A 22,044-nucleotide genomic window follows, 5' to 3' on the forward strand; every position below is an offset into this window, starting at 1 on the left:
ATAAAACTTGAAAGGTTTATTATTCTAGATATGTGAAGCTTTTTATTAACAGATAAATATGGCTATTAACCTACAAAAGGGACAACGGATAGAAGTTGGACTTACAAAGATTACAATAGGACTGGGATGGGATCCTAATCAAGGAACAGGGAATGATTTTGACTTAGATGCATCCGCCTTTATGATTGATCAATTCAAACAGATACCAGCTGAACCTTTCTTTATTTTTTATGGAAATACAGATTCTCCAGATGGCGCACTTCATCATACAGGCGATGATCCAACAGGTGGTAACAGTGCGGATGGCGATGATGAAAGTATTCAAGTTGATTTATCAAAGGTCGATGCCCGAATTATGGAGATATCCTTTGTGGTTACCATCCATGATGCGATTGCCCGCAGGCAAAATTATGGACAGGTAAGAAATTCCTACATACGAATCGTAGATGATAGCAATGGACAAGAAGTTGCGAAATACGAATTAGGAGAAGATTTTTCTCTTGAAACTGCCGTTAAGTTCGGGCGTCTTTATCGTCGCAATGATAGCTGGAAATTTGAAGCTTCTGGTATGGGCTATAAAGAAGATCTAGCCTTCTTCCTGTCAAAATATTATAAAGGACAAATTATAAAATAATATAAATTATGGCTATTAACCTAGAGAAAATCACCCTTGAAAAGAAAGGTGACTCGCATTTTATTGACTTATCAAAAAAAGGTAATCCAATTACACAGGAGATCAATATCAATTTGAATTGGTCAAAAGGAACAAAAAAGGGAATATTTGGAAGTTTATTCAGTAAGGATATCGACCTGGATCTGGGATGTTTCTATGAGTTGAATAACGGAGAGAAAACCGTTATCGATGGTCTTCAGTTTTCCGGTGGCAAGGGAGGGACCAAGGATCGTTTGACCCGGCAAGGACGTTATGTGGCTGAACCCTGGATATGGCATACTGGTGATGATAGAGGGGCTAGCTCGGGTTCTGGAGAAAATATCATTGTAAATCCGGCTGGACTAAAAGACCTGAAACGGATGGTTATCTACTGTTTCATTTACGAAGGGGCAGCACGTTGGCAAGAAACAAATGGTGTTGTCACTGTAAAGGTCCCTGGTAATGCGGAAATAGAAGTACAGATGGGAGCACAATCCAGTCACAACAAATTCTGTGCGATTGCTGAAATACTCTTTTCTCAAAATTCAATCACTGTCAGAAAGCTGGTGACTTTCCATACTTCGCATGGAGACTGTGACAAGGCTTACCGATGGGGAATGCAATGGACGGCCGGATCAAAATAGGAAATCATTATGGTTATTGATACGTCATTATTTGAACACTATTCCTTTGATCTATGGCTTACACTCATCAAATCAAATCCTCATTTCAAACAAAAGAGAAATATGTTGCTACGGGATTTCTTTTGCGTCGATAAAAAGATCGAGGATATAGGTAAAGTCGTCCGGCATTACGATATTTTGAGTAATCAGATCAGTGAGATAACAGGAAAACATATAGATCGCGAGTTTATCTACTGTTTGATTTTAAATGAATTAGGAATTGATCTCGATACAGATCTCAAAGAGCGTTTGACGGAATTCACGAAGGAAGTCGATATTCTTTTTTGGGAATATAAGCCTCTTCTCCTGAATGATAATCAGAAAAACGTATTCGAAACAATAGTTTCCAAGGGGAAGACTCTAAGTCTTTTAAGCAATACTGCATTTCTGGACGGTACCGTGTTACGTCAGGTACTCGAATATTATGAGCTATCGGATTTCTTCTCTTTTCAACTTTATTCAGATGAAATAGGGGTTTCCAAGCCAAATAATACAGCTTTTGAACTTGTTTTCCAAAAAATAAGACAACAGCGAACGATCAAGAAAAAAGATATTGTCCATATAGGTGATAATCAAAAAGCAGATTATAATGGCGCTATCAATTATGGTTTTAACGCAATATTAATCCAATAAATTATGATGTACAGATATAGTTTACATCATGTTGAACATCAGCATGTATGTCCTTTTTCAGAAATGGAATACAGTCGCTTTAAGTTTGGAGAGACGATTTATGCTGAGAAATTTGCAAAAGAACTCTGTAAGGGTTTTTTGGAAAAGCATAAGAATTTGATTCTCGAACAAGAGGAGATTGTTTTATTGCCCAGTCCTTATCATTCCATTCCTACAGCTTCTAATTTCTTATGCTTTTATTTCAAGAGAGAGCTAAATAGATTTTTGTTTCTGCATGGCAAGGCCGCATGCAAAGAAAGTAAGATCCATCGCAAACAGACTTATGTGGAAGACTATGGAAATATGGACTCTGAACAACGCTTGAAACTTATTGCCAACGATACCTATCATTTGGATCGGGATTTTATAGCAGATAGGTTCTGTATTTTTTTAGATGATATCAAAATCACTGGAAGCCACGAACTGACAGTTGAAAAAATACTAAAAGATCATAACGTGCAGGGGGCTTTTTTCTTTGTCTATTATGCTGAGCTCGTCAACCAGTCTATCCATCCCAATATCGAGAATACGTACAATTATTTTGATGTCAAATCACCGGGCGACCTTGTACGGATCATTAACAGTAGTAGTTTTCACTTTAATACACGCTTGGTTAAATATTTACTCTTGTTAAATGAAGTAGATTTTTTCCAGGTCGTCAATCAAATCCCGGTAGAAAAAAGCTGTGAATTGTTCGATCTAGCAATTAGCAATAACTACCATACTATAGTGCATTACCAACAGAATATTATAAAACTAAAACAACATAAATCATGGCAATCAATTTACAAAAAGGGCAAAGAGAGAACATCAATGCACCCAAATTTACAATCGGCCTAGGGTGGGACACCAATAGTTCTTCCACAGGAAGCGCCTTTGACTTGGACGCTTCGGTATTTATTCTTGGAGAAGACAAAAAGATCCTTTCAGATCAACATTTTATTTTTTACAATAACCTAAAATCTCCAAATGAGGCAGTAGTTCATACTGGTGACAATCTTACAGGAGATGGGGATGGAGACGACGAGCAAATCATTGTAGATCTAGCGAAGATTGAAGATACAGCGACAGAAATATGCATCGTCATTACCATTCACGATGCAATATCACGAGGCCAGAACTTTGGACAAGTACGCAATTCCTTTATGCGTATTCTCGACACTGTTTCCAATGAGGAACTATTGAAATACGAATTGGAAGAGGATTTCTCCATAGAGACTGCTGTCGAGTTTGGCCGTATTTATAAACGGAATGGTGAGTGGAAATTTGAAGCTGTGGGTATGGGCATGAAAGGTGGGTTGGAAGATTATTTAACGAAATACAATTAAGAAATGGGAATTAATCTTCAAAAAGGGCAACGTATCAACCTTCAAAAGGGTAATGGTACAGTATTGCAAAATGTTTGTGTAGGTGTGAACTGGGGAGCTATTGAAAGGAAAAATTGGCTCGGCGGAACAGAGAAAGAAGCGGTAGATCTAGACGCCAGTTGTATTCTTTTCGATGAAGCTAAAAATAATGTTGATGTTGTGTACTTCGGGAGTTTACGATCTAGAGATGGAGCCATTAGTCACAGTGGCGACGATTTGACGGGAGACATGGATGGCGATGATGGCTTGGATAATGAAATCATTACGGTTGATTTTTCTAAGCTTAATAGTCAAGTAACTCATGTCGCGTTTGTGCTCAACAGCTATCGTGGGCATGATTTCGGGACTATTCCTTTTGCCTCTATCCGGATTTATGAGGGTACACCTTCCCGGGTCAATGAAGTATTTGCGACCTACAATATTGCTAAAGGTGAGGGCTTTTCTGGGCACGTCTCCATGGTATTGGGCGTATTTTATAAACGCAATGGTGAATGGAAATTTAATGCCATTGGAGAGCCTACTAAAGACCGTAAGTTGGAAGAGACTATTAAAACCGTTCAGCAAAAATTTTTATAGCCATGAGAAGACTTCCCGTATATCTATTATTGGATACTTCTGGTTCAATGACCGGAGAACCAATTGAAGCCGTTAAAAACGGTGTACAGATGATGATGCATTCCCTACGTCAAAATCCTCAAGCCATCGAGACCGCTTTTGTCAGTATTATCACTTTTGACTCTGACGCTAAGCAGATTGTACCCTTGACCGATTTGGCATCCTTTCAGATGGTTGATATTAAAGCCTCAGGTGTGACTTCCTTGGGAGCAGCCTTGGCCTTACTTGCTGATAAACTGGAAACAGAAGTAACCACGACCACACTGGAACAGAAAGGTGACTGGAAGCCACTGATTTTTGTTATGACCGACGGTATCCCAACGGATAATTGGCAGCAAGGGTATAGCAAACTAAAGGCTGTTAATAAAGGGTTGATTGTCGGTTGTGCAGCAGGACAGGGGGCTGATGATGCTATTTTAAGACAAATTACTAATTCTGTAGTACGTCTTGACAGTGCAGATTCAGAAAGCATCTCAAAATTCTTTCAATGGGTAACGGCTTCCATATCCACTACGTCGACCAAAGTTGAGGAATCAGGCAAAGAGGTAACTGGATTGGATCAGCTACCACCACCGCCATCGGAGTTAGTTATAGTAGCTTAGTTATGAACAGACGATTATTAGCCTACTTTCTGCTCGACACCTCAGGATCTATGCGTGGTGAGCCCATACAAGCATTGAATAATGGCTTTAATGGACTCATTAGTATGCTCCGTACGGATCCACAGGCGATGGATTCCTTGCATATCAGTGTCATTACCTTTGATCGTGAAGTTCATAATCTAGTTCCTTTGACCGACTTGGCAAGCTTTCAACCAGTAGAAATACATTGCCCCGAAAGCGGCCCAACTCATACAGGAGAGGCACTCGAAATGCTGCTTAAAATGATAGACAATGAACTGGTCAAGGGATCGACCGAACGAAAGGGTGACTGGAAGCCTTTGCTCTTTGTTTTCACCGATGGAAAGCCATCCGATATTCAGAAATATCGGATGTGCATTCCCAAAATCAAAGCAATGGATTTTGGAATTATTGTTGGTTGTGCAGCTGGTCCTAAAGCCGAAGTTTCTTTTTTAAAGGAGCTGACGGATGAAGTTGTCAAATTGGATACCACCGATAGTAATACATTGACAACCTTCTTTCGATGGGTGAGTTCATCAATTGAAATGGGCAGTAAATCTCAAGGTACTGGCGAAATTCTGACACTTCCACCTCCACCGAACGAATTGAATATTATCATTTAAAACTTTGAATTAATCATGAGAAGGTTACCTGTATATTTCTTGATAGATGTATCTGAATCTATGGTCGGCGAACCTATAGAACAAGTACAAGATGGTATTGGTACCGTCATTCAGACACTCAAAACTGATCCTTTTGCACTCGAAACTCTATGGATATCCATCATTGGCTTTGCCGGTAAAAGCAAGGTCATTACACCCTTACAGGATGTGATCACTTTTTATCCGCCAAAATTGCCCATTGGTAGTGGAACCTCGCTGTCCAGTGGATTGACAGAACTGATGCGTTCAATTGATAACGAGTTAATGCCGACGACCTATGAACGAAAAGGTGATTGGAAACCCATTATATTTTTGTTTACGGACGGTGTACCGACAGATGATACAGAAGAAGCCATCAAAAAGTGGAATACAGTATACCAACGCAAAGCAAATCTAATCGCGATCTCAATAGGAGATAATACCAACTATGGATTACTGGAGCAACTGACCCCACATGTGTTGCGTTTTAATAATAGCGGTGCGCAGTCATACAAAGAGTTTTTTAAATGGGTGACAGCTTCCATCAAAGCGACAAGTGAGCAAGTGACCAATAGTAATACTGATACAATAAATTTATCGAAAAGCACTCCTGAGGTGATTGAGAAAGTTGATACAGTTAGAATGCATCAGATCGTGGATGATAATTTTGTCGTGGTTAATGCAAAATGTTCAAATATCGATAAGTCATATCTGATCAAATTTAGGCGTGATATGGAAGATTCAGGTATCATGGACTTATCTACCCGAGTTTATCGTGTACAAGGAGCTTATAAAATAGATGAAAACGCCTATCGTGATTATTCTGGACCTGACAATTCTAACTTGAAGGTATCAACCGACGAGCTGTATGGTAATCCCAATTGTCCTTGTTGCGGTAACCAATTTGGTCTCGCCAGCTGCTCCTGTGGTGGAATACATTGTATCAAAGGTGATGGCGAAAATACATGCCCTTGGTGTGGCAATATTGGTTTTTATGGTGCCTCAGGTGGCGGATTTGATATTAATAGAACTTTAGGTTAATCGTGGAAACAATTTTAAAACAACTGCTGGACGAATTTAACGTGGAGCAGAGCAAGGTCGTTGATAATACTCTGGCCAAACTGATGCACAATGCGAAGATCAATGCATTGGCCAAGGATATTTATTCATCAAAACAGCAGATAATAGCGATATTTCAAATGTATAGAGAGAAGGAAGAATTTAAAGAAGCGCAATTGGTCATTACTAATGCTAATGCGAAAAAACACTATATGTATAGTTTTGATCTAGCTCAATTTCCCAATATTGGCATCCAAAAGATCAAAAATCTGGATAAAGTTGGTTTAACCTTTGATCCGGAGACTTCGAGCATCTCTGGAGTGCCAAACATGGCACTTACGATAGATTTGCACTTGGTTTTTATTAATACCTTGGAAGAAAATCCAACGGAAGACATTAAGATCATTCCATTTATTGTCAATGCTGATCCTAAGGACCTATGGTTAAATAAACCGAGCAATCAAAATGATCTATACGCCAAAGCAGACAGTGATAAATATGCTGGAGCGTTTCTCGACAAGCGGATAGTTGTTGCCTCACAAAGAGGACGCTCGCATGCACACGAAGGGTCTTTTCGGGATGATCATTTTTATGTGTCTGCACTGCCTGAAGCCTGGTCTGTCGTGGCCGTTGCGGACGGAGCCGGTTCGGCTAAATTTTCCCGGCAAGGATCCAAAATAGCAACAGAATATCTTGTTAAGACATTCGATAACGAGGTTCTTCTACACGAATTAAACGATTTATGCTTGGCTTACTATACTACTGCACCCGCTAAAGCAGTTCCGCCTGCACCAAAAGATGATCAACCTGTTTCTGAGGCCACAACAAATATTGCCGATGAGCCAATTGGAGAGATTGTTAAAGCTGAAATGGCTGCAGAAGAGTGTCTTCTCAAGGTCAAATCTTCGATCATCAATATCCTTTACAAATCCGTTCGCGATGTACATGCAAAGCTAGGAGAGTTTGCCAAACAGGAAGATATTCTATTGAAAGATCTCAATACTACATTGATTTTTGCACTTGTCAGAAAATTTGATTTTGGCTATGTGGTCCTGACATTTGGTGTTGGCGATTGCCCGATCAATGTTGTTATAGGCGATCTACAGGAAGTGCATTTACTCAATATACTCGATATCGGTGAGTTTGGTGGGGGCACCCGCTTTATTACCATGCCAGAGATCTTCAGTCACACTGATATGCCATTACGATTTGCGATCAATAGATTTGATAATTTTTCAAAATTGATATTGATGACGGATGGGATATATGATGCCAAATTTATTACAGAAAATAAACTGGAAGATAAAGAAACTTGGAATACCTTTCTACAAGATCTAGGTGGGCAAAATGAAGACGGTGCAAAGGTAGATTTTGTGACAGACGAACATATTAAGGATCAGTTATTGACCTGGCTTGATTTCTGGAGCAAAGGCAACCATGACGACAGAACACTAGCCATAATCTATTAACCGATGAAGACGATAACTATAAAATCCATTATTGATCCGTCTCGGACTTACAAGTACATAGATGACGGCAGCCCCAAACAAGGCGGTGTTAAGGATGTCTATTTCGCACCCAATAGAAAGTACGTGGTTGCTTTTTTTCGAACCGCCCTTGACTTCAATCAACGGGATCGGATAAAGCGTATTGTCACTTTATACTTAGACAATATTAAGAATGGTAGTGCAGGTGATTATTTCTTGCAGGAAATCTACCGCTGGCCTTATGACGCGGTAGAACAGGATGGCAAGACTGGCGTCATTGTACCTATCTATGATTCCAAATTTTTCTTTGCAAAGGGTTATGGTGCCAATGCGATGATAAAAGGAGGCGAGAAAGTTGGAAAATGGTTTACTGCACCGTCCTTTCGTCATCAACAATATCCACTCGCCTTAGATAAATCCGAATTGGGCGATTGGCTGAGTTATTTCCAAATTGCTATTAATATTTGTCGGGGCATCAAGAAAATGCATCAAATGGGGCTTGCTCATTCAGATCTATCCTATAATAATGTGCTTATTGATCCTGTTAGTAAGTCTGCCAATATCATTGATTTGGATGGTTTGGTTGTCCCCGGGTTATATCCTCCTGAGGTGATTGGTACAGCCGATTTTATTGCCCCAGAGGTATTAAAGACCAAACACCTAAAACTTAACGATCCCAATCGTATACTGCCTAATCAAAAGACAGATCTCCATGCCTTGGCAGTGCTGATTTATATGTATTTGTTGCGACGGCACCCATTGCGGGGTGGTAAGATTTGGGATCTCGATGCCGAGAAAGATGAACTGATGGCGATGGGAGAGAAAGCCCTGTTTGTTGAGCATCCTACTGATCGGATGAATGCTGTTAAGACCGATCAGCTGAGAAAATGGGAAACTTTCTGGGGAAACCCTAATAAGCTTTCCTATACCAAAACGGGCCCTTATCTGACCGATCTTTTTAAGCGAGCTTTTATCGATGGACTGCATAACCCTATGCTGCGGCCCATTGCCAACGAGTGGGAGACCGCATTATTGAAAACAGTCGATTTGATTCAGCCTTGCAGTAATCCACAATGTGATGAGAAATGGTACGTATTTGACAATTCTACCAAACCTATCTGTCCTTTTTGTGGTACAGCGCACAAAGGAAGTCTTCCAGTCATCGATCTCTATTTCAAATTTAAAGACACTGTGTGGAAACCCGAAGGGCATCGGTTAATGGTTTATCACAATCAATATCTTTTCAAATGGCATGTATCCCGTAAAGTGATAAGGAACGAAAGCCTTACCGCTGAGGATAAGAATCCAGTTGGGTATTTTACTTATTACCAGAATAAATGGATGCTTGTCAACCAAGACCTTCAGGGGATGAAGGATCTAACTGAGCAAAAAGATATCCCAGTCAATTCAATGGTTGAATTGACTGACGGCAAAAAGATTCTACTGTCCAATGAGGAGGGGGGAAGACTATTATATATCACGATTACTAATCAATAATTAAATAAAATGGAACAGAGTATTTTACAATTACACCCTGGTCTAATCTGGGGATTTGGGTTGACAGTCATCATTATGCTGTTACTAGATTTGGGTGTTTTCAACAAAAAGAGCCATATTGTATCTTCCAAAGAAGCGACGATATGGACAGTAGTTTGGATATCGCTGGCTATGATCTTCTCCGGTGTAGTCTATTATGTATTCAATCAGGATGCTGGAGGACATGCTACTGCAATAGAAAAATTTACCCAGTTTCAGGCAGCTTACTGGATTGAAAAGGCTTTGTCAGTAGATAATTTATTTGTGTTTATCTTGGTGTTTTCTTACTTCAGAGTGCCACGTGAATTACATCACAAAGTACTGTTCTGGGGGATTTTGGGGGCGTTGCTCTTTCGGGCGATCTTCATCTTTGCAGGCGTGGGCCTGATTAATGTGACATATCTCAATCCGATACTGGATTTCTTTGGTGTGACCGCTCTACCGTGGAATATCAATCTTGTGTTGACAGCCTTTGGTTTGTTTCTAGTTTTTGCAGGTATCAAATCCTGGGGCAGTGGGGATGACGACGAGGACCAGGATTTTAGCGATACAGCAGGTGCGCGATTGGTGAAGAAGTTCTGGAAAGTATCAGACAATTATGATCAGGGAAAGTTTTTTACTGTTCAGAATGGGATGAAACTTGCTACACCGCTTTTGGTCGTTGTAGCTGTGATTGAATTTACTGATGTCTTGTTTGCTGTGGACTCTATTCCTGCTATTTTCGCCATTTCTAAGGATCCATTTATTCTCTACACATCCAATATTTTTGCCATACTTGGATTGCGGTCGCTCTATTTTCTACTATCCAATTTTATCCATATGTTCAGCAAACTTCCTTACGGGCTCTCTGTGATCCTAACCTTCATTGGTGTCAAAATGATTATCTCGCCTTGGTATCATATTCCATCGCCAATTTCATTGGGTATCGTAGGTGGAATACTGATCCTATCGGTTGTGGTATCCATTCTATTTCCTGACAAGGAAGCTGGTGAAAAGCTCTCGGCATAATGAAAGAAATAGTTAGTCTTGAAAAAATATGGCAACTCCTGTTTGTCATCTTTTTCATATTGTTTTTATTTATTAATTGCGGGAGTGAGGCAAGAACGGAGGGAAAAAAACAAAATTTTAGTGCCAGTGGGAAAGAGAAGTCTACTCTTTCACTTCAGGAGGAAATGATCAACCGATGGCAACAAAAAGAAGTTTATGTTACTAAGGTCATTGATGGCGACACTTTCTGGGTTAATAATGGTAGTGAAAAATTTAAGGTCAGATTTATAGGAATTGATGCTCCAGAGACGCGCAATTCCCGAGGGAAACTAAAGGGACCTTATGCAAAGGAGGCAAGAGAATATGTGCAACAGCTAACCGAAAATAAGTGGGTTAAGCTCGAACTTGATGTTCAGAAAAAGGACAGATATAAGCGGCTGCTGGCCTACATTTATTTGCTGGATGGTACATTTCTGAACGCGGATTTAGTAAAAGGCGGATTTGCTGTTGTAGATACCTATCCTCCCAATGTAAAACATACAGCCCTTTTTGTGAAGCTTCAGCATGAGGCGAGAGAAAGTAAGAAGGGGGTATGGGCATTAAAGTAAAATGTGTCACTACGGGAAACCGTAAAATAGGATGCACTGATCCCATTATTTTTGATATATTATGAAATTGATAAGCCTATTATTTATCATCCTGTTGCAGTTTGATGGTACCACAGCTTCGCTAGCGAAAGAAAGTTCAGATAAGAATACAGTATACGTTTGTGGTAGTGGCAAAGGGAAGCGATATCACCTCAATGAAAACTGCAGAGGATTAAAGTCATGCAGTGCCAAAACTATCAAGACAACACGGGAGCAAGCACAAAAAGAAGGTAAAACCCTTTGCGGTTGGGAAGATTAAAGAAACCATTTATTGCTAACAAAACTATTTTATTATGGATTTTAAAGATGAGATTCGTCAATTTGCCAAGCGCGTTGACCGACTTTTACCACAGATCAAAACAGAAGAGGCTACAAAGACATCCTTAGTAATGCCATTTTTGAAGATATTGGGATACGATGTGTTTGACCCGTTTGAGGTACAACCAGAGTTTATTGCCGATATTGGCATCAAAAAAGGAGAGAAGGTTGATTATGCCATTTTACGTGACGATAAACCTGTCATATTAATTGAATGCAAACATTATGCGGATGGGCTTGACCCCCACAATTCACAACTGTTCCGTTACTTCCATACGACCGAAGCAAAGTTTGGATTGTTGACCAATGGCGTAGAGTATCGTTTTTATACTGATCTCGTGACACCCAATAAGATGGATGAAAAACCATTTTTCGAATTCAAGATTATGGATATCAAAGACAATGAAGTATCCGAATTACGCAAATTCCACAAAACAGAATTTGATCTCGAAAGCATTTCCAGCGTTGCTAGCGAATTAAAGTACTTTAACGAGTTGACTATTTTAGCAATGGGGGAGATGCAAAACCCAAGCGATGATTTTGTTCGTTTTTTTGCGAAGCAAGCCTATCCAAGTGTTGTTACGGCAAAGGTTTTGGAACAGTTTACGCCATTAGTAAAACGGGTGTTTACACAGATTGTGAACGACCAGATCGCCGAAAGACTAAAAAGCGCACTCAAAAAAGAAACTGAAGCCGAAGAAAAGAACGCTGCAATTGCACCGACAGAACCCGATGCCTTGATTGTCACCACGGAGGAAGAGATTGAGGGATACCTGATCATTAAATCTATTTTGCGTAAAGAGATCGAGGTAGGTCGCATATTTATGCGTGATAATCAGTCCTACTGCGGCATCTTACTAGATGATAACAATCGCAAACCGATCTGTCGATTCTATTTTACGCCCAATCGCCTGCGTATCGGGTTGTTTGACAAAGACAAAAAGGAGGCTAAATATGATCTGGACTCACTGGATGATATTTACAAATATTCAGAGCAGATCGTGGAAACCGTCATTAACTATTAATCAGCTGTGTTATGAAAAAGTATCTATTGTTATTTCTTATTTCATTTTCATCTATGGCCTGTAAAAAAGCTGAATCGGAATACGATACATATGGTTATGAAACAGAATGTGATGAATGTGACATTAACTATGTTGATGATCTAGGGACTACGGTGTATGTGAATGGTCATAAAGGAACATGGAAGAAAGATTTTCCACGCTCGGTATTCACAGAGATGAAAGTGATCGTCACTGCGCGACAATCGAATTCGAATACTGTGTCTGCTCATATTATAAAAGACGGTAAGCGGCTGGTTTCGAAGTCAGGCAATTCCAGTGTTACTGTTAGACATATCGTAAAAAGTTCGGGATCAACTAAACCTGTTTCGGGCATCTGTGGTGTTCCAACCCAAAAAGGAGGACCGTGTCAGCGAAAAGTGTCAGGTGGGGGAAGGTGCTGGCAACACAAATAAAGATTCAGGACTGAATAAAGGTTGTTCAATAAAGCCTTATTGAACAATCTTTAAAAAGCCAATTACCTACATTCGGAGAGGTTTAACAGATTATTGTTTACAGTTGAATCAGCTTCTGTTTTGAGATATTTGGTGCCGGTCTGGGTTTCAGCTGTGATAACTTTTACATTATTACCTCTTCCATCGCTAACGTAAGCACGTCCATTTTGATTTTTAATCCAATCGTAAATTTGTAGACGTGTGCTTTTACCGGTTGTTTGATCGTTTTCGTTGACCCATCCCAAATGTGTTATGGCCAAGTTTGGATTTTCATGATTTCCATTGTCTTTGTTGATACACGTAATTCTAATTGCCATTTTTATAAAAATTATAGTGAACTTATTAACAGTAAACCTATGGAGTTTGAACGTAGTATGATTACGGTATTCCGTAACCACACTAGTATATGATTTTCTCAGTTATTTTAGGCTTTTTGTATTGATTTAGTTCGCAAAAATACAGATAGATATGCTTTTTAAGTTCCATCCCTGAACTGTTTACAACAACCTCTCCGCGATCTCCGCCTCGCCAACCACTACACCGCCTTGCAGGTACATCATCCGCTCACCACTTTTATAATCTGTGATTATGTCAAAGTGACCATTACAGGTTTTCATGCGTGAAAGCAATGCTTTCCTACCTGCCCTAAAGCCTTCATGTTTAGTTAAGTCAAATACATATTTAGAGCAGCTATGCCTAAATATACACTTACGTCTTCTTTCCGGTGGGATGATCAACCAATACAACCGGATCGCGGTCAATAGGAGAGACTTCATGGCCTTGAAAATACCACCATCTGTCTTGCCGTCGTATATCCAGGTTTATTATTAAAGCAACCATTTTCGGCGTGTACATAAGTTGTCACGCTTTCTAGTCTCACATAGTTCCATCCGCCTGATGCACCCTGATTAATCAGGGTTTCTAATTGTTTTGCTACTTGATCCGATGTGCCTGTCCTTGGGTCTATCGATGCTACAAAAGGTACTACTTTGTATTCCATAATATCAGTATTTGATCGGGTTAATGATTTACTTAAAGCTGTATAATAAAAGAATAAAAATAAATGTATTTTGAGTTTTATTACAATCCATTTTACAATATTGTCAATTTTAAGAATAAAAAATTACAGATTATTACGGCTTCCCGTAAAAGTTATACCTGTGCACAAGGGTATGGAGTTCTGTACTTTAACCTACAAAAGCCTCTGCTAAAGGCAAAAATGGCCCGACTGGAAGGCACATTCCATAAGTTAATGAATAGAATCTCCAAAACAGACTTCTTATCTGGACCAACAGCAAAGATTAGATCTGATAGAAATAATTGTATATCTTAAAAATTTGTTCAATCAAATAGTTCTATTAGAAATTTCTACATGTTGCTTTTTCGATCCTTGGAAATTCTTTTTTTGATTCGCTTTTTAACGTATATCCTATTTCTAATAGAATCTTTTTATCAGAATTGTTTTTAAATACATTTTTTACCTTAAATAAATTCACTCCTTTTTGCGCTTCATAAAATTCTTCGCTAATATGAACATAGTTTTTAGGATTTTTTTGTTCCGAAAAAGAGATGGATATGTATGCAATTTCCTCAATGATATTTTCGTCAATAAACTTCAAAGACAATTCAAGGGTATCCGATTCAAGATTGGTTGGACAATTAAAAATAAATTTATCAGATGTCCCTGAAAATGTAGTTCCTTTTCTTTTCTCAGCAATACTATTACTAAGTTTTTTATTATATTTCTGTATTACATTTAAATCATCGGTGTTATTGTTCAACTTACGACCAATTTCGCTTTTCGTTTCATTTTTAGAGCCAATAATTTTCTCAATATTTTCGATATTATTTTTATATTGAAGAAGTAACTTGTTTTGTTTATTGATGCTATCAATAAATCTTTGATTTTGTTTAATCAATAATCTTAACTCATCTTCGTCTAGGCTATCTATACTTTTGTTCGTGTCAATGGAGAAAGTGGTGTTGATTATTTTCTTAATATTTTTACTATCTTCTTTGAATATATCATCATAATATAAATTTATAGTTATTGCAGTACTGAGAAATAATCCAACTAAACTAATAACCAAATACCTGTATTTTTTTATTTTAGTGATATTTTTAGCTGTAATAAAAGTATACAAAGCGATTATCAGCATTGAAACAGCTGCAGATATGTATATGTAATAAATGCTAGTCATTATTCGATTCTTCTATATTTTTATTATTTCTCTTCAACATGGCTAATAACGTCCCACTCCAACTTATCCCAGCAAAGATTGAGGACTTTAAAGAGCTAGGATCTAATAGAACATATGCTAATAATGATCCTATTATTGGTAAAATAAAAAAATCAATCCTTATATAAAATGATTCAGATTTGTTAGGTATAAGTTTTTGAATAAACGGTATAGTTCCTTTAAAATCGTCATTGTAAAGTGATAGTAGGTGGGTACACAACGCCCCTATCCAAGTTTGGAATAATATTATCCTGAAGTTGCTACATTTGGCTGGACATTAAGTTAAGAGAATTTAATAACTTAACAGACTTATGTCAAGAGAAAGAAAAGTTTATACCAAAGAGTTCAAACTGATGAGTGTTGAACTGAGTAACACGCGTAGCGACCTTAGCGCGCTGGCCAGGGAATTGGATATTAGCCCAGCATTATTGTATAGATGGCGAAAGGAACATTCTGTAAAACAAGGGAGTAGTTTCCCTGGGAAAGGAAAAGTTATCCTGAGTGAGAGTGAACAGGAGTTAGCACGCTTAAGAAAAGAACTTCGGGATACACAGATAGAACGGGATATCTTAAAGAAGGCTGTAAGCATCTTCTCCAAGAACGACACCAAATATTCAGGTTCATAAGGGACAATAAGGAAATATTTTCAGTCGAGAAGATGTGTCAGGTGTTCAAGGTGAGCAGAGCGGGCTACTACAACTATTTAAAGGGTGTCCCTTCAAAAAGAAGTATTGAAAACCAACAGATTACTATGGAAATCCAGGATGCATTTGTAAGGAGTAAAAATACTTATGGCAGTCCCCGTATTACCAGAGAACTACACAAAAAGAATATTAAAATATCCAGAGTGAGGGTAGCCAAACTGATGAGAAAGGTAGGGTTAAGAAGTATTGTCAAGAAAAAATTTAAGGTAACTACAGACTCCACGCATAAGTTTTCGGTACCGGATAATATATTGGACCGTGATTTTAAGCCGGGAACACTTGGTGCAGTATGGGTATCAGACATCACCTACATCAAAACGCAGCAGGGATGGTTGTATCTGACAACGGTAATCGATCTAGGAGATCGAAAAGTAATCGGATGGGCTTTAAGTGAGACTATGAATGCGGTAGATACGGTGATTTCTGCTTTTAAAATGGCACAAAAAGCAAGGCCAATCACCCAGAAACTAATATTCCATTCTGATCGTGGCGTACAGTATGCCTGTCATGAGTTAAGCTCTATGCTGGAAAAAAATCCACTCATCATAAGAAGCATGAGTAGAAAGGGAAATTGCTGGGATAATGCTGTCGCTGAAAGTTTTTTCAAGACACTGAAAGCGGAATGTGTATATCAGCATAAATTCGCTCACAGGGAGCAAGCTGCGCTTATTGTCTTTGAATATATTGAGATTTGGTACAACCGAAAAAGGCAACATTCTGCCTTAGGCTACTTATCACCAGAGGAGTTTGCTAGAAAAATAAATAAACAAAATATTGCAGCTTAACTAGGTGTCCATTTTATTGTTGCAATTCCAATCCCATTAAAATCGTTGAACAATTCCAAAATAAGTTGTTATATTAATTGTAATATTATAGCGTGTAAAAAGCTGGTTTGGATATAAAATCAATTATTAGTTATATTTAGTCTATCATACCAGTTTTCGTTGCTAACTTACAAAAAAAATGAGATTGAAGTGGGGGATTTCAGATTTAATAATATCATTTATTTTAGAAATTATAAATAGTGGATGAAAAATTATTTGGACACTCTATCGTTATAAAGCTTCGGCGGTCGCTTTTCTTTATTGCGCGAAAAGCAATAATAATAGGTAGCTTAATTGAATCTTTTTCAAGGAAATTGCTTTTATTTTTTTGCTATCTTGCCAATCTGTTTTTATCGAAAGAATCAGTGCTCTTTTCTCTTGTTTGATCATGATTCAAACATAAGTCTTCTATCGTTGCTATAATATTATAAATTATTATGTTTAATCTCCCGACCTAACCATACTTTGTATTTTTTCCATTGATTATAGTGAATAATCCATTCGCTAATCCATGGTATCATTTCGCAAAGTGATATATTTTTGTGTGGTATCTTATCGATGATGGGATGATATAGGCATAAAGAATTATCATGATAAAGATGTATATCATCGTTATATTTTATAGTATCATCCTGAATAAAAATTCGATCATAGCGATATGTGTTAAATGGGGAATAAGAGAGCAAGATTTTATAAGACTTGCCCCCAATATTTAACTTTCCTTTACCTATAAGTTGTTTACGATTTTTATCAATAGAGAGTTTTAACCAGTTAAAGTGTTTCTCTACAAAATACTTTTGGACAAATAAAAATGTATACCAATCTTTTTGATGTTGTTTCTTAGTATTTTCCGCCAAAGTTGTGATGATTCCCATTTTTATATCCATTTGTTGAATTTATATTTCCATTTGGTGCGGTAAATGCAATATTTGCAGCTATTAACCCCGATGATTTCGCTAACGAATCCTTAGTTGAATGCGAAAAATTTTTGAATTGTTCGTTAAGCGATTTTTTATATATGCCTTCTCCAAATAATTCGATATAATCATTGCCACTCGTCTCAAATGAATGTTTTAAATTTTGCCACTTCTTATGAAAATCTTCCACAAATCCATAGAAGCTTCTATAGTGTGCGCTTGTCCAGAAGTCGGTAAAGTCTTCTTGGGAATTAACGGGGTTGAATATCTTAAATCTTCTATTTGTTCGAATTGAGTCCAGATAGCCAGTTTTTATCTTTGAAACGATGTTGTCCATAGCTTCAAAAATTGAGTTTTCAGCTGAATAGAAATGTGCAGCTAGCGTTGTGATGACGATACTAGAAACAGGATAATCTCTTTTCTCGAAATAAATATCGCGATATCTTTTAAGAAGCTGCACTACCCTTTGCAGTGGGGTTTTTAAATAAGCTTCCTCAGGTAGCCGTTCGGTCTCTATTTGAGCCTTCAATAAGACATCGGCATACCTACCAAGTAAAGGTTCTTTTGCAGAATTCGCTATGTTTAAAAACCAATTAGCAAATCCCTTCGGATTTCCTGAAGACCAGTCGTGAAGAGCTTTTTCAGGAATCATTATCATTTCTTTTTCCGATACGTTAATCATACAAGCTGGAAGTATGTCCATGTGAAAGTCGCTTTTGTAGTTAAGTCGTACGCATCTCTTTTTTTTCTCTAGAATCGTTCTGTAATATCCATCCTTTTCCAATGCCTTAACTAATGCATTATATATCTCAGAAGGAGAATGTCGATAGAACGGATCATAGATATGTAGAACTACATCTAAATCAAAATCTGCGTCATTAATTGGGCGCACTGTTGCTCCAATTCTTTTCGACCCCTGCGCATATACCTCAATTACCAAACCATCAAAAAAGTCTTTATCATTTTTTAAAAGTTCCGATACAGCATTGTATGCGGATTCCATTCTTTGTATACGAGTATTATCTAATTGTAACTCTTGAGCTATTCGAGCTAAAAGTTCCTCTCTTTGAAGAATATAATTGTTAAAAATGTCTACCATATTTAAAAAGTTTGATTTATGAGTAATTTAGTGTGTTGGCCTATTCGGGCGACTTGTTTACCATTTTGCAACAATCGCAACTGTTCTATATCATCACAACTTACGACTGCATATCCTTTAGATAAATCCAAGGGATGTTTAGAGATATCTATAAGTGCTTTTTTTTGTGCTTGATCTGGTAAAAGCTCAAAAACGTCAAAGACGAGAATTTCATAACAATTGAAGTATTCACTCCATGATAAGTTTTTAGAATATCGCCGAATATGTTTATGGTTAAAATGTTGAAATACATTTGAGTCTAAAATCCCGTTATGAAGTAATTCCTCGACAAATTCTCTACGTGGTTCAGTTTCTCTTTCTTGACCTTTTTCAAACCATTTAAGCACATCTAAGACATTTTTACCTTGTACAGTAAATCGTAAATCAGCGTTACTTTTTTCATCTACATCTAATCCGTTCTTTTTGTTATCAGGTGCATATCCCCAAGAATTAAATAAAGAATCATCTCCATAACGTTTGTATGCCCCTCCGACAGGTTGAAGTTGGTTTTCTATTCTACGATTTAAAACCAGTAGATATTTGTTCGTGTCAGGAATTTGTATCTTATACAAACCACTCATTGAAAACCTTATCTGCTTTTTTTTATGTTGTCCAATTTTTGTTTTCCAATATAATTCTAATTGCTTACGGTTCTCCCAAACCACACTAGCGCCTTTAGTAATTAGACTTTCACCTATTGTTGTAATTAACCCCATGATTTTATATTTAAATTAAAATTTCTATTCATTGTAGTATACTTTGAAAAGTGTGTAGTAGACTGTCTTATTTTTTCTGTTATTTGTTTTTCTATATTGAGTGTATTATATTTAATCTTTAAGTTATGTTAACCTCTATTATAGTCATAACCGGAAGGTTTTTAAATTACACCATTGGTGTAAAAAAATATTTTTCGGGTTATTAACAATTATGAAATTAGGCAAGTATTATTATCACAACCAGAAGAAGACTGATCAGCTGACCGATACAGAATGGAAAATTGCTTTAAAGAAATGTAAGGAACATCTCAGATGGAGGATGAAACAGAAGACATTGTCTGGGGCGCATAGCTCAAGTAATTTGGGTATGGAGGCAATCGATTATTATTTGGGTATAGCTTTTGAGAAGATATTAAGTGGAGAATGGGAGTGGAAAGATGAATACACTTTGGGCCAGCAGATGATTCGAATTGCAGATAGTGCAATAAGTAAAAGCGTTGATAAGATAAAAACTGAGAAACATGAGGCTTTACAAATAAAGTATATTGATGTCGAGCATGAGTTTTATGATTTGGCCGAACCTCCAGATGATAACAATAATGAAGTGACTACTGAGAATCTTAAGACAATCGAGAACGCTGTGGCTGGCGATCCGCAGCTCGAGTTAATGATTGAAGCGATAAAAGAAGGATGCAAAAGAGCAGAAATAGCAGCGCTGCTGGATTTGAATGTTCGGCAATTTGATAAGCTCAAAGAGAAATTAATACGTAGAGTGAAGCAATACGGTGAAAAAAGGAAATAACATGACTTCTAAAAATACTAAACAAATATTAAGTGACTTATATGGTCTTATGATGGAGATTAACTATCACCGTTCAGACGACGATGTTTTAAGTGAGTTACAGGAAAGACCGGACCAACAGCTTGATAAGCATTTGATTCAAATTAAAAGATTAAAGGCTAAACTAAAAGCAAGTGCGAATGAGAACAGGTTTAATAAAGTTCTTGAATATTTGGAAAAGTTAAAAAATAAAGGATTAGAGGAGATAAAAAAATCATTAAGCCCCGAAGAACAAAGTAAACTTGTTCCTTTATTTAGGAAGTTTGATAACCTTACAGAAAAAGATGAGAAGGATATATTAGAGGATAGTGAGTTTTTATATTATATAGAGTTATTAAAGGATAAATTGGATTCTGATGAAAATGCCTGAAAGTACTGCCTTAGGATTACAAAATAGTTTAGGATGGATGTCACCAGATGATTTTACACTGGATGAAATAGCTAGTTCATTAAATATCGTAATTAAAGAAAAAACTTTGGCGGGGGCAGAAGGTAGAATATTAATAAAGGGAGACTCTGGTGTTATTACAATTGATAGCTCAATTTGCTCAGAAGGAAAGAGAAATTTTGTTCTAGCACATGAAATCGGTCATTTTTTAATGCATAAAGACGCTGTGGCCCTGTTTTCGGAAACGGATATGACATTAAATGAATGGTATAAAAAAGGTAATCAAGAAAATGAAGCAAATTGCTTTGCTACAGAATTTTTACTGCCGCGAAGGTTATTTGTTTCACTAGTTGAAAGTAAACGACTTTCTTTGTCCTTGATTGAAGATCTGAGTTCCTATTTTCATACTTCTATTCTTGCTACATTTCTGCGATATGTTGACTTAGGAAAATTTCCTCTAATGGTTGTATTTATAGAAAATGGTATAGTTAAATGGAAAAGAGCGTCTAAAGATTTTCCTTTCACATGGATTCCTAAAGATTTTAGACTACCAGTTTATACTGTGGCAGGAGATTTGTTTTATAATAAGACTATTGAAACTAAACCTCAGAAGGTTGACGCAGTCGAATGGTTCAGTGAGGACTTTGAGATTAAAAATAAATCCGATTGGAAATTATGGGAGCAATGCTATCAAGTGGGGGCAAATTCAATAGTTAGTTGCCTTTGGACATATTAAATTATTAACTCGTTAATCATTAATACACCATACCATGTTTAATTAAGCTTCCTCTGCCGCAACATCCACTCATAAATTTCAGTATTGGTCTCATAAAGATATTGAATTCCGTGGCCTTCACCTGCAATGCGATGGAAGATGATATTCCCCTCGCATTTATTAAGAAAATCGGCTATTCGTTCTGTTTCTTGTTTGGAGATTTCGTCATCTGCCGTGCCGTGATAAGTCAGGATTGGAATGTCTTTAAGGGTACAAATTCGAGTGGTGTCGTTATCATTTATTCCTCCGCATAATGGAACAATAGCTGCGATTTTTTCGGGGTGATCCAATGCTGTAATGTACGTTCCGTAGCCGCCCATACTTATTCCGGTTACATAAACACGGCTTTTATCGACGCGGTATTTGGAGGTAACTTCATCATATAGCGAATCAAACCAATTTTCCGTAGACCAATACTTCCCCTCTGGACATTGCGGAGCGACCATAATAAAATCGAATTCCTTTCTTTGATCTACCAAATAGGGGAGACCATAGATCTTTAGTTTTTCTAAATTATTTCCCTTTTGAGATCCACCGTGGAGATAGATAACCAATGGATATTTGGACTTGTCTGTATTATAGCTTTTAGGCAAGTATGTTAAATGCTTATAATTGGCTTTTGGTTTTTCTTGAGCAATTGACTGCGACATAAAGAAGCTGAAAACGATTAATATGAGCAGGTTAGGATAGAGATAAAGCTT

The 22,044-nt window shown here is 37.5% G+C and carries 28 protein-coding genes and 1 pseudogene; 21 read left to right on the forward strand and 8 right to left on the reverse strand.

Going from position 1 to position 22,044, the window contains the following annotated elements:
• Positions 1-58: 58 nt before the first annotated feature.
• From HMAT_RS18985 to HMAT_RS19060, 16 genes are all read left to right on the forward strand, one after another.
• Positions 59-634, forward strand: coding sequence for a TerD family protein (locus tag HMAT_RS18985; protein ID WP_104384415.1), 576 nt, complete (start codon positions 59-61; stop codon positions 632-634).
• Between the two features lie 8 nt (positions 635-642).
• On the forward strand, positions 643-1,296 hold the full coding sequence (locus tag HMAT_RS18990; RefSeq protein ID WP_075991480.1) for a stress protein: 654 nt from the start codon (positions 643-645) through the stop codon (positions 1,294-1,296).
• Between the two features lie 9 nt (positions 1,297-1,305).
• Entirely contained in the window at positions 1,306-1,968 is a 663-nt protein-coding gene (locus HMAT_RS18995) for an HAD family hydrolase (RefSeq protein WP_104384416.1), read from the forward strand.
• Between the two features lie 3 nt (positions 1,969-1,971).
• Positions 1,972-2,847 (forward strand): phosphoribosyltransferase family protein, encoded by an 876-nt coding sequence (locus tag HMAT_RS19000; protein WP_104384417.1) that lies wholly within the window; start codon positions 1,972-1,974, stop codon positions 2,845-2,847.
• Entirely contained in the window at positions 2,781-3,335 is a 555-nt protein-coding gene (locus HMAT_RS19005; RefSeq protein ID WP_075991483.1) for a TerD family protein, read from the forward strand. The genes HMAT_RS19000 and HMAT_RS19005 overlap by 67 nt, the downstream gene beginning before the upstream one ends.
• A gap of 3 nt (positions 3,336-3,338) precedes the next feature.
• Positions 3,339-3,950, forward strand: coding sequence for a TerD family protein (locus HMAT_RS19010; RefSeq protein WP_075991484.1), 612 nt, complete (start codon positions 3,339-3,341; stop codon positions 3,948-3,950).
• Positions 3,951-3,952: 2 nt separating this feature from the next.
• The gene (locus HMAT_RS19015) at positions 3,953-4,591 is read left to right on the forward strand and encodes a VWA domain-containing protein (RefSeq protein WP_104384418.1); all 639 of its coding nucleotides are present in this window, start codon (positions 3,953-3,955) and stop codon (positions 4,589-4,591) included.
• 2 nt (positions 4,592-4,593) lie between these two features.
• Positions 4,594-5,232 (forward strand): VWA domain-containing protein, encoded by a 639-nt coding sequence (locus tag HMAT_RS19020; RefSeq protein WP_046674353.1) that lies wholly within the window; start codon positions 4,594-4,596, stop codon positions 5,230-5,232.
• 15 nt (positions 5,233-5,247) lie between these two features.
• Positions 5,248-6,291: a TerY-C metal binding domain-containing protein gene (locus HMAT_RS19025; protein WP_104384419.1), complete on the forward strand. Its 1,044-nt coding sequence runs from the start codon at positions 5,248-5,250 to the stop codon at positions 6,289-6,291.
• A gap of 2 nt (positions 6,292-6,293) precedes the next feature.
• Positions 6,294-7,778, forward strand: coding sequence for a PP2C family serine/threonine-protein phosphatase (locus tag HMAT_RS19030; protein ID WP_199768711.1), 1,485 nt, complete (start codon positions 6,294-6,296; stop codon positions 7,776-7,778).
• 3 nt (positions 7,779-7,781) lie between these two features.
• Entirely contained in the window at positions 7,782-9,293 is a 1,512-nt protein-coding gene (locus HMAT_RS19035; protein ID WP_104384420.1) for a helix-hairpin-helix domain-containing protein, read from the forward strand.
• 9 nt (positions 9,294-9,302) lie between these two features.
• Positions 9,303-10,340, forward strand: coding sequence for a TerC/Alx family metal homeostasis membrane protein (locus tag HMAT_RS19040; protein WP_104384421.1), 1,038 nt, complete (start codon positions 9,303-9,305; stop codon positions 10,338-10,340).
• Positions 10,340-10,927: a thermonuclease family protein gene (locus HMAT_RS19045; RefSeq protein ID WP_199768712.1), complete on the forward strand. Its 588-nt coding sequence runs from the start codon at positions 10,340-10,342 to the stop codon at positions 10,925-10,927. Before HMAT_RS19040 ends, HMAT_RS19045 begins: the two co-directional genes overlap by 1 nt.
• A gap of 61 nt (positions 10,928-10,988) precedes the next feature.
• Positions 10,989-11,225, forward strand: a complete 237-nt coding sequence (locus HMAT_RS19050) for a hypothetical protein (protein WP_104384422.1) — start codon at positions 10,989-10,991, stop codon at positions 11,223-11,225.
• 34 nt (positions 11,226-11,259) lie between these two features.
• Positions 11,260-12,309: a type I restriction endonuclease gene (locus tag HMAT_RS19055; protein WP_104384423.1), complete on the forward strand. Its 1,050-nt coding sequence runs from the start codon at positions 11,260-11,262 to the stop codon at positions 12,307-12,309.
• An 11-nt stretch (positions 12,310-12,320) separates the two neighbouring features.
• Positions 12,321-12,761, forward strand: a complete 441-nt coding sequence (locus HMAT_RS19060) for a hypothetical protein (RefSeq protein WP_158656000.1) — start codon at positions 12,321-12,323, stop codon at positions 12,759-12,761.
• A gap of 62 nt (positions 12,762-12,823) precedes the next feature.
• Here HMAT_RS19060 and HMAT_RS19065 read toward each other — a convergent pair whose 3' ends face one another.
• From HMAT_RS19065 to HMAT_RS19085, 4 genes are all read right to left on the reverse strand, one after another.
• Positions 12,824-13,117, reverse strand: coding sequence for a DUF3892 domain-containing protein (locus HMAT_RS19065; RefSeq protein WP_104384425.1), 294 nt, complete (start codon positions 13,115-13,117; stop codon positions 12,824-12,826).
• A gap of 180 nt (positions 13,118-13,297) precedes the next feature.
• Entirely contained in the window at positions 13,298-13,576 is a 279-nt protein-coding gene (gene yidD / locus HMAT_RS19070; RefSeq protein ID WP_104384426.1) for a membrane protein insertion efficiency factor YidD, read from the reverse strand.
• Positions 13,573-13,800 carry a hypothetical protein gene (locus HMAT_RS19075; protein ID WP_104384427.1) on the reverse strand — a complete coding sequence of 76 codons (228 nt, stop codon included), beginning with the start codon at positions 13,798-13,800 and terminating at the stop codon, positions 13,573-13,575. The genes yidD and HMAT_RS19075 overlap by 4 nt, the downstream gene beginning before the upstream one ends.
• Before the next feature lie 358 nt (positions 13,801-14,158).
• On the reverse strand, positions 14,159-15,001 hold the full coding sequence (locus tag HMAT_RS19085; RefSeq protein WP_158656001.1) for a hypothetical protein: 843 nt from the start codon (positions 14,999-15,001) through the stop codon (positions 14,159-14,161).
• A 350-nt stretch (positions 15,002-15,351) separates the two neighbouring features.
• Here HMAT_RS19085 and HMAT_RS27805 point away from each other — a divergent pair, with 350 nt between their 5' ends.
• Together HMAT_RS27805 and HMAT_RS19090 are read left to right on the forward strand one after the other, a co-directional pair.
• Positions 15,352-15,666, forward strand: a complete 315-nt coding sequence (locus tag HMAT_RS27805; RefSeq protein WP_371412054.1) for a transposase — start codon at positions 15,352-15,354, stop codon at positions 15,664-15,666.
• A pseudogene (locus HMAT_RS19090) lies at positions 15,624-16,529 on the forward strand (IS3 family transposase); the annotation flags it as partial. The gene HMAT_RS27805 and the pseudogene HMAT_RS19090, both read left to right, overlap by 43 nt.
• Before the next feature lie 464 nt (positions 16,530-16,993).
• Here HMAT_RS19090 and HMAT_RS19095 read toward each other — a convergent pair.
• The 3 genes from HMAT_RS19095 to HMAT_RS19105 are packed head-to-tail and all read right to left on the reverse strand — an operon-like array spanning position 16,994 to position 19,339.
• A complete protein-coding gene (locus HMAT_RS19095) occupies positions 16,994-17,443 on the reverse strand; it encodes a hypothetical protein (RefSeq protein WP_158656002.1) in 450 nt (149 codons plus the stop codon).
• On the reverse strand, positions 17,409-18,584 hold the full coding sequence (locus HMAT_RS19100; RefSeq protein WP_104384432.1) for a nucleotidyltransferase: 1,176 nt from the start codon (positions 18,582-18,584) through the stop codon (positions 17,409-17,411). The genes HMAT_RS19095 and HMAT_RS19100 overlap by 35 nt, the downstream gene beginning before the upstream one ends.
• Before the next feature lie 2 nt (positions 18,585-18,586).
• Complete coding sequence (locus HMAT_RS19105) at positions 18,587-19,339, reverse strand: HU-CCDC81 and SPOR domain-containing protein (protein WP_104384433.1); 753 nt, start codon at positions 19,337-19,339, stop codon at positions 18,587-18,589.
• Between the two features lie 211 nt (positions 19,340-19,550).
• On the opposite strand from HMAT_RS19105, the gene HMAT_RS19110 reads away from it, so the two are divergent.
• The 3 genes from HMAT_RS19110 to HMAT_RS19120 are packed head-to-tail and all read left to right on the forward strand — an operon-like array spanning position 19,551 to position 21,304.
• Positions 19,551-20,141 carry a hypothetical protein gene (locus tag HMAT_RS19110; RefSeq protein WP_104384434.1) on the forward strand — a complete coding sequence of 197 codons (591 nt, stop codon included), beginning with the start codon at positions 19,551-19,553 and terminating at the stop codon, positions 20,139-20,141.
• 1 nt (position 20,142) lies between these two features.
• A complete protein-coding gene (locus HMAT_RS19115; RefSeq protein WP_158656003.1) occupies positions 20,143-20,550 on the forward strand; it encodes a hypothetical protein in 408 nt (135 codons plus the stop codon).
• Positions 20,537-21,304, forward strand: coding sequence for an ImmA/IrrE family metallo-endopeptidase (locus HMAT_RS19120; protein WP_104384436.1), 768 nt, complete (start codon positions 20,537-20,539; stop codon positions 21,302-21,304). The genes HMAT_RS19115 and HMAT_RS19120 overlap by 14 nt, the downstream gene beginning before the upstream one ends.
• A 38-nt stretch (positions 21,305-21,342) precedes the next feature.
• Here the strand turns inward: HMAT_RS19120 and HMAT_RS19125 are convergent, their stop codons facing one another.
• Entirely contained in the window at positions 21,343-21,993 is a 651-nt protein-coding gene (locus HMAT_RS19125; RefSeq protein WP_233789461.1) for an alpha/beta hydrolase-fold protein, read from the reverse strand.
• Positions 21,994-22,044: the final 51 nt, after the last annotated feature.

It is taken from the genome of Sphingobacterium sp. HMA12 (assembly GCF_002933815.1).
GTDB lineage: Bacteria > Bacteroidota > Bacteroidia > Sphingobacteriales > Sphingobacteriaceae > Sphingobacterium.

Excerpts from the sequence above, each read along its gene's own strand:
- HMAT_RS18985 (WP_104384415.1), top strand. The coding sequence starts at position 59 with ATGGCTATTAACCTACAAAAGGGACAACGGATAGAAGTTGGACTTACA.
- HMAT_RS18990 (WP_075991480.1), top strand. The coding sequence starts at position 643 with ATGGCTATTAACCTAGAGAAAATCACCCTTGAAAAGAAAGGTGACTCG.
- HMAT_RS18995 (WP_104384416.1), top strand. The coding sequence starts at position 1,306 with ATGGTTATTGATACGTCATTATTTGAACACTATTCCTTTGATCTATGG.
- HMAT_RS19000 (WP_104384417.1), top strand. The coding sequence starts at position 1,972 with ATGATGTACAGATATAGTTTACATCATGTTGAACATCAGCATGTATGT.
- HMAT_RS19005 (WP_075991483.1), top strand. The coding sequence starts at position 2,781 with ATGGCAATCAATTTACAAAAAGGGCAAAGAGAGAACATCAATGCACCC.
- HMAT_RS19010 (WP_075991484.1), top strand. The coding sequence starts at position 3,339 with ATGGGAATTAATCTTCAAAAAGGGCAACGTATCAACCTTCAAAAGGGT.
- HMAT_RS19015 (WP_104384418.1), top strand. The coding sequence starts at position 3,953 with ATGAGAAGACTTCCCGTATATCTATTATTGGATACTTCTGGTTCAATG.
- HMAT_RS19020 (WP_046674353.1), top strand. The coding sequence starts at position 4,594 with ATGAACAGACGATTATTAGCCTACTTTCTGCTCGACACCTCAGGATCT.
- HMAT_RS19025 (WP_104384419.1), top strand. The coding sequence starts at position 5,248 with ATGAGAAGGTTACCTGTATATTTCTTGATAGATGTATCTGAATCTATG.
- HMAT_RS19035 (WP_104384420.1), top strand. The coding sequence starts at position 7,782 with ATGAAGACGATAACTATAAAATCCATTATTGATCCGTCTCGGACTTAC.
- HMAT_RS19040 (WP_104384421.1), top strand. The coding sequence starts at position 9,303 with ATGGAACAGAGTATTTTACAATTACACCCTGGTCTAATCTGGGGATTT.
- HMAT_RS19045 (WP_199768712.1), top strand. The coding sequence starts at position 10,340 with ATGAAAGAAATAGTTAGTCTTGAAAAAATATGGCAACTCCTGTTTGTC.
- HMAT_RS19050 (WP_104384422.1), top strand. The coding sequence starts at position 10,989 with ATGAAATTGATAAGCCTATTATTTATCATCCTGTTGCAGTTTGATGGT.
- HMAT_RS19055 (WP_104384423.1), top strand. The coding sequence starts at position 11,260 with ATGGATTTTAAAGATGAGATTCGTCAATTTGCCAAGCGCGTTGACCGA.
- HMAT_RS19060 (WP_158656000.1), top strand. The coding sequence starts at position 12,321 with ATGAAAAAGTATCTATTGTTATTTCTTATTTCATTTTCATCTATGGCC.
- HMAT_RS19065 (WP_104384425.1), bottom strand. The coding sequence starts at position 13,117 with ATGGCAATTAGAATTACGTGTATCAACAAAGACAATGGAAATCATGAA.
- yidD (WP_104384426.1), bottom strand. The coding sequence starts at position 13,576 with ATGAAGTCTCTCCTATTGACCGCGATCCGGTTGTATTGGTTGATCATC.
- HMAT_RS19075 (WP_104384427.1), bottom strand. The coding sequence starts at position 13,800 with ATGGAATACAAAGTAGTACCTTTTGTAGCATCGATAGACCCAAGGACA.
- HMAT_RS19085 (WP_158656001.1), bottom strand. The coding sequence starts at position 15,001 with ATGACTAGCATTTATTACATATACATATCTGCAGCTGTTTCAATGCTG.
- HMAT_RS27805 (WP_371412054.1), top strand. The coding sequence starts at position 15,352 with ATGTCAAGAGAAAGAAAAGTTTATACCAAAGAGTTCAAACTGATGAGT.
- HMAT_RS19095 (WP_158656002.1), bottom strand. The coding sequence starts at position 17,443 with ATGGGAATCATCACAACTTTGGCGGAAAATACTAAGAAACAACATCAA.
- HMAT_RS19100 (WP_104384432.1), bottom strand. The coding sequence starts at position 18,584 with ATGGTAGACATTTTTAACAATTATATTCTTCAAAGAGAGGAACTTTTA.
- HMAT_RS19105 (WP_104384433.1), bottom strand. The coding sequence starts at position 19,339 with ATGGGGTTAATTACAACAATAGGTGAAAGTCTAATTACTAAAGGCGCT.
- HMAT_RS19110 (WP_104384434.1), top strand. The coding sequence starts at position 19,551 with ATGAAATTAGGCAAGTATTATTATCACAACCAGAAGAAGACTGATCAG.
- HMAT_RS19115 (WP_158656003.1), top strand. The coding sequence starts at position 20,143 with ATGACTTCTAAAAATACTAAACAAATATTAAGTGACTTATATGGTCTT.
- HMAT_RS19120 (WP_104384436.1), top strand. The coding sequence starts at position 20,537 with ATGAAAATGCCTGAAAGTACTGCCTTAGGATTACAAAATAGTTTAGGA.
- HMAT_RS19125 (WP_233789461.1), bottom strand. The coding sequence starts at position 21,993 with ATGTCGCAGTCAATTGCTCAAGAAAAACCAAAAGCCAATTATAAGCAT.